Origin of the sequence: Lutispora saccharofermentans, from assembly GCF_024363565.1 — a bacterium.
Taxonomy (GTDB): Bacteria; Bacillota; Clostridia; order Lutisporales; family Lutisporaceae; genus Lutispora; species Lutispora saccharofermentans.
Genome location: NZ_JAJEKE010000012.1, coordinates 121,168 through 127,688 on the forward strand (window position 1 = coordinate 121,168; position 6,521 = coordinate 127,688).

Annotated in this window: 5 protein-coding genes and 1 pseudogene; all 6 read right to left on the reverse strand. The window is 39.6% G+C overall.

The annotated features are described in order from the left end of the window. Positions 1–16: 16 nt before the first annotated feature. A complete protein-coding gene (mef(A), locus tag LJD61_RS13490; protein ID WP_027625762.1) occupies positions 17–1,234 on the reverse strand; it encodes a macrolide efflux MFS transporter Mef(A) in 1,218 nt (405 codons plus the stop codon). Positions 1,235–1,669: 435 nt separating this feature from the next. After that, on the reverse strand, positions 1,670–2,260 hold the full coding sequence (locus LJD61_RS13495; RefSeq protein ID WP_255228068.1) for a helix-turn-helix domain-containing protein: 591 nt from the start codon (positions 2,258–2,260) through the stop codon (positions 1,670–1,672). A 33-nt stretch (positions 2,261–2,293) separates the two neighbouring features. Next, positions 2,294–4,332: pseudogene (locus tag LJD61_RS20815) on the reverse strand (AAA family ATPase). Between the two features lies 1 nt (position 4,333). Beyond that, positions 4,334–4,798: a DUF6530 family protein gene (locus LJD61_RS13510; RefSeq protein WP_255228071.1), complete on the reverse strand. Its 465-nt coding sequence runs from the start codon at positions 4,796–4,798 to the stop codon at positions 4,334–4,336. Next, positions 4,795–5,139, reverse strand: coding sequence for a GIY-YIG nuclease family protein (locus tag LJD61_RS13515; RefSeq protein WP_255228072.1), 345 nt, complete (start codon positions 5,137–5,139; stop codon positions 4,795–4,797). Before LJD61_RS13515 ends, LJD61_RS13510 begins: the two co-directional genes overlap by 4 nt. A 224-nt stretch (positions 5,140–5,363) precedes the next feature. Beyond that, positions 5,364–6,521 (reverse strand): recombinase family protein (locus LJD61_RS13520; protein WP_255228073.1); only part of this gene is annotated, 1,158 nt, incomplete at its 5' end.

The following is a 6,521-nucleotide window of genomic DNA, read 5'->3' on the forward strand; positions in this document are numbered from 1 at the left end:
AACACACTCCTTTATTTTATTTTGCATCTAATTTTCTAATCTCAGTTATCATTGGGCAAACTATTGCAATGCAAATAATTAAAATACCTGATAGTAAAAACCAATGATTTACACCGATTCTATCAGCAAAGAATCCAGAAAGAATTAACCCAATTGGCATAGCAAGAGACATGATACTTCCAGTTAAAGAAAATACACGTCCTAAATATTCAGGCTTAATTTTCTCCTGAAAAAGAGCTGTTTGCACACCGCTGTAAAACGGAACCGAAAGCCCCATTATTGCACAGCAGACTACAAATATGAAAAATCCACTTTGAGGAAGTAATCCTGAAATGGTTAAGCTTATCCCCATCATAAAAATTGATGCCGTTATTAATAAGATTCGCTTTTGGTAATTCCCAAATAACCCTAATAATAGACCCCCTATCAACATACCAGAGGCATAAGCAATCTCCGTAATAGAAATATGCATCGGTGTACCATTAAAATATTCCATAGTGATTAAAGGATATAATGCATTTATGGGCATATAAACAAACATATATAATGTTCCAACGAGTAATAAAGCAAATAATCCTTTATTTTGCCGTAGTACAGCCATACCTTCTTTCATTTCTCTTATGAAATTTGGTTTCAAACTTTGCACTTGATCACCCAGCTTAGGAATACGTACAATTGCTACCGTAATAGATGCAATCACAGCACCCAATACATCGATGGCAATAATAGCATTTAGTTCCCAAACGGAGTATAAGAGTGCTGCAACCGCCGGACTAACAATATAGCTTATAGACTGCAAAGACTGACTATAGCCTGCACATTTCGTAAGCTGTTCTTCTGGTACTAAAAGTGGCGTAACCGCATTGAGAGCCGGGGTATGAAAAGCTGTTCCAATGCTACGGATAAACAATACTACCATAACCATCCAGATAGGTAACTCCATATACAATGCAACAATAGCTAGCACGGCCCCAGCTGCTGCTATAATTAAATCAGCACCAATCATTATCTTCTTCCTATCATGACGATCCACTAATACACCAATGGCTGGTCCAAAGACCGCATAGGGTAAAAAACCTACTAGTGAAGCCATAGACAAGACCATCGCAGATCCTGTTTTCTCTGTAAGGTAAAAAATGATCGCCATTTGCAGGATGGCACTAGTGATTAATGATACTGCCTGCCCTGCCCATATTGTATAAAACTTAAGTTTCCAATTGTTGTATTTTTCCATTTATATTATCTCCTGCATATTATTTTGCTTGAATTTCTATTTTGAATAGCATTCTAGGCAATAAAAAATGCAGGCCTAAATCCACAATGTGGCTTTTGGTCTGCATACATACAATTTGGAAACATTCATATTTAAGACATAGTTAAATAAAGTTATAGTTAAATAACTTATATCTCACCGTAACTAATGAATGCTCAATATCGTATAAATAAGCACAACAAAAAAGCCTATCATCGGGGATAGATTCTGCTTTTTTTTATTGCCAGCTTATCTTAAACGCATTGAGGCTGTCATAAGTTTCGGTTCCTCCTAAACTCTTATTTGTATCAGCATATATTTTAACACAATAAGTTGTTTTAAACAACGTTTAAAATTGAAAAAAGCCACGGACAGTACAACAAACATATACATCCCAGGAAGATAATATTGATTTAATTATAGATTACCTGAATATACCGATAAGCCATGCTTAATACAATAAACAAATAGTTTGCCACCGGTAGTTATAGGAAACCTACAAGTTGGACTTTGTTCTGGGTACAAGCGATTTAGAAATACTCTGTCACTTTTAACATAGGCCGCAAAAGAAAGATAATGATCTTTGGTCATTGGATGGTCAAAAGTGACAAAGTAATCAGTATCTATTTCCTCTACCGTGATTTTTGGTGCAATAGTTGCAACAGTAGGCAAGACACGTTCTAATTTTCTTCCGCAGCAGAAGATAGAGGCACTTCCTGTGCTCACCAAAATATTTCCACAGGAAGGACAGACGTAAAAACGTACTTTATCAATATTGCCGCTATCCGGCTTATTTGATGTGATTTCACCCTCCATCATCTGTTTCATATCAACACCCAAAATAGTAGATAGTTCTGGCCACAGCGATATGTCAGGACATCCTAAACCACATTCCCATTTTGAAACAGTTTTATTTTGAATACCCAGTGCATCTGCAATATTTCTCTGGGTAAGGTTTTTTTCCTTTCGCAGCTTGGCAATTAATTTTCCTATTTTCACACAATCCATGCCACCACCTCCATTTCTGCTTAATATATCATACTACATGAACCTTGCGATTACTTGTACCAATCTTGCTGGAAGCTGCTTCAAATCGGTTATATCCAGTGTATTTTCAGCACCGTAAAGTTCTCGGATAGCCTCCTTATCCTGTCCAATAGCTGCAGCTAGGAACTGGATGCCTTTTCGCCTAAATTCCTGCAAAGTATCTTTCATATCATACGCTGCCTTTTCACCTGAATAATCAGGCATAGCCTTAGGCTGCCCGTCACTGATGCTGATTATTAATTTGGATTTTTGGGGCGCATTAAGCAATCTTTCGGAAATAATGCGCAATGCCATACCATCCCGATTGTTGCTGCGAGCCTGAATGTTCATAAGAGCATATTTTTCATTTGCATCTTTGCTTTCAAAGTCTACATAGGAATAGACAGACATTTGCTCCAGCTTGGAGCGGTCTGCTGTATCCCCGTAAACCATTATCGGAATGCCACACCCTTTGCAGAATTCGTATAAGGCGACAGCTGCCTGTTTTGCTGCATCCAAACGACCAAAGGCTGACATTGACGCTGATTCATCAATCCTGAGAGCAACCGCAATAGAGGGTTCTTCCTCAGGCGGACGCTTGCGGGCAAATGTGCGAAAATCCATAGTGGCAACCTGATCCGCGCAAAATTTTGTGCCATACAACCTCGATTTCGCGAATTCAGCAGATAATTCATGCTCCAACAGCGGATTTGTTTTTCTGATTAATTCCCGAATAACTGGCATCAAAGTTGTCATCATACGGTTATACTCTTCCCTGTTCTGGTAGGTAACTTCCGGACGATGGACAATCAGCTTAATATCTTCATGGACACTTCCTTGAACACTTTGCCGTGCTTCCCTGTTCAACTGTTTACGAAATTCTTTTTTTGTAATTCGGTTGTATCTGATTTATCGAGCTCATGATAGAATGGAGTGCCATTTTCCCCATTATCATTGCTTGAAATATCAGTATTTTCATCACTGCTCGTATCAGAATGCCCCTCACTGTCTTCTGATTTTCTCAGACGCACTGCATTTTTATCAGCTTGATCTGTCTTGGCAGAGAATTCTCCGTTTTCGGAAATATTAAGTTCCATTACTTCAGGATTTTCTCCGTCTTTTTGCGATTGACATATGTGATCCATTTCCTCAAGCTTTTCTGTCAAGCCATGACTAGCCAGTGCCTGCTCTAAAATAACAAGCTCCTGCGGATCGGTCGTGATTTTGTATAACACCTTATAATATAAACTTTTTTGGATTGAGGCACCACTTTGAACGGCATCCACCCAAAAGATATAGGAACGCATACCGGCCACACCTTTAATGGCATTGGCGCGGGCTGTCTCATCCAGCACCATAATCGTTTCAGCTAAAAGAGATAGTACAGGTTCAGATTCATAACCGGTCTTAGCTTTAACCCGCTCCATCATCACTGCTTTAGGCGGTAAATCTAGTTTTTCTGCATGCTGCACTCGATCTCGCAAAGCTTCATTTAAGGGCCGGAAGCCATTGTAACCGCGGTTTGTTGTGATAACCGCAATAAAATCAGGGTGACGATGTGCGATACGAGTTGGCAAGTTTAGACTGCCATCTGGTTCTAATGCGGAATTTAGCGCCATTAAAACAGCAGCATCCCGAATCACTGTCGGTTCCTGAATCTCCAAGAGCCATCCATTTTCATACGCACGAACAATTTCTGACGGATAATAGCGATATTCAACCTTATCAGAATGACCATCTTCTTCTGACAGCACCGGAAGAATCGAACCCAGGACATCGGATTTATCCATATCTGCAAAACAGGTTACTTTCGTATAAGGCAGGTTAAAATCAGCAGATAAAGCTTTGGCAATCTGGGTTTTTCCCGAACCAGCATCCCCCTCCAGCAAAATGGTGCTAATTTTCATTTCACCGCGATTCCAATTTCTTACTACTTCTTGATATATACGTTTTTCTGCTTCACTCTCAATATGTGAAGGTGGTTTTTGCCAGACATGGGACTTCTCCTCTTCTGATAGCTGTCTGGTAGGTGATAAAATACTGGTTTGTTTCATATTAATATAACTCCAATTCTTCTAAAATTCGGTTAAGCACCCGCTTGCGTTCTCCAATCAATTCCCCTAAATCATTCAGACTCTGGGCAAATGCTTTGATGTCCTCATTGATGTTTTGATTGTCTACACACACCTCTACAGGTAGCACATCGCCTTGTAGCCCAACACGTTCCACGAGGGGTTTTTCCGGGTCATATAAAAGGGGGAGTCGGTAAGCGTCCTTGAAGTAAAGCAATGTCCTGGACAAAAAAATCATCAAATCAAATATTTGATGGATGGGCAGCTCCTGGGCCAAAATCAATTCACCATCTTTATCATTTTTCCAAATCTGTGCGGCAATCTGCATTTTTTTATTTTCTTCCAGCATAGGTGCACCTAATGTTAAACGTTTGATGCCAGATTTGTAGGCGTTTCTGCCATCTATACGCTCATAACCATTTGATACCATAACAACTTTTTCATTCATCGCCATATCCTCCTTGCATTTGGATCAGCAGCGAGACACTGTTCTCTCAAACTTTCTAATTTTGCTGTATAATCTTCGTGTGGGTCATCATACTTTAACACTTTAATAACTGATAGTTCAAAGCCTTCCGAGCCATATTTATTCCAGAGTTCTTGTAATCGTTTATTAGGATGCCAGTTGGCTGCCAATTTCATATTATTGCTGTTAAAGCCTGATTTTGTATCTTTGGAGATACCCAAAAATACCTCGCCAGTTTCTTTACAACGGTAAGATATTACTCCCATTTCAGGATGTCTGTTTTTATAGGCTTCTAAAAGCTCTTTTTTTCTTTTTGTATCCATCATTTTCACCTCGACTCTAGTATAAAACAATGTATCTCAAAATATAATCCACGCTCCGTAGACCATATGAATGCAGAATTATCCAATAGACAGTATTTTATAAAAATAGTAGCTTGTGCAACTTGCCGTTAAGTTTTTTCAATTTCCTGTATGACATAAGCATTATAAAAACGAAAAGCCGCCAATCAAGAGCTGTTACCCTTAATCAGCGGCAAGTCTTATATCTAATTTTCTATATCTATTTCAATACTTGACTTAAATTCCACCTCAATTCTGTCATCATTTACCGTAACTTTTTCAATAAGCCGTCTAACTAACCGCTCGTCATACTCCTCCAACTCGCAGGATTGTTCATTCAAGAGATCAGTCATTTCAGCGATTCGTTGCCTTTTTCCTTCTCGCTCTATGTTTTCAACTAGTGCATTTTGCTTTAATTCTCGAAGGCGGTAAATTTCATCAGCCACATCTTCATAGTCATTCTTGGACTTTGCTTGGATAAGAAGCTGTTGTTGCAATTCTTCCAATTTGCTATCAATATCATCGGTGGCATTATCATTTTCTTCATTAAATATAGTAGTTATGTTTTTCTGCAAGGTTGAGAGGAAGGGTTCTTTGTTAGCCAAAAGTTCGTTAATAGCCTTGACCACTGCTGTCTGCAATGTTCCCTCATTTATGGTAGGTGCAGTGCATTCAGAGTCCTTCTCCTCCAGACGGCTGACGCATCGCCAAACAATTGACTTGTATCCTCGGTTATTCCAATGTACCCGTCGGTAAATATCACCGCACTGTCCGCAGTAAACAATACTCGATAAAGCATACTTACTGCTGTAAACTCGCTTTTTCCCGCCCTTACCGCCGCGAAGATTTGCTCTTCGAACCATTTCTTCTTGAACCTGCATAAAAAGGTCTCGTGGAATGATAGGTTCATGGCTGTTTTCTACATAATACTGGGGAACGATGCCGTTATTCTTGACTCGCTTTTTAGAAAGGAAATCGACAGTATATGTTTTTTGTAGAAGGGCATCACCGATGTACTTTTCATTCTGCAGTATCTTTTTCAGTGTTTCAGGTCTCCATTTAGATTTGCCTGCTGCTGTAAGAATACCGTCTGCTTCTAATCCTCTTGCTATTTGTAAAAGGCTGGCTCCTTCAAGGTACTCCCTGTAAATCCGTTTAACAACCTCAGCGCCCTCTGGATCAATCACTAGCTGCTTGTTTTCATCCTTGGTGTATCCGAGGAAACGCTTATGGTTGACCTGAACTTCACCTTGCTGATAGCGATACTGAATACCTAGCTTAACATTTTGGCTTAAGGATTGGCTTTCCTGTTGGGCAAGGGATGCCATAATGGTCAACAAGACTTCACCCTTGGAATCCATGGT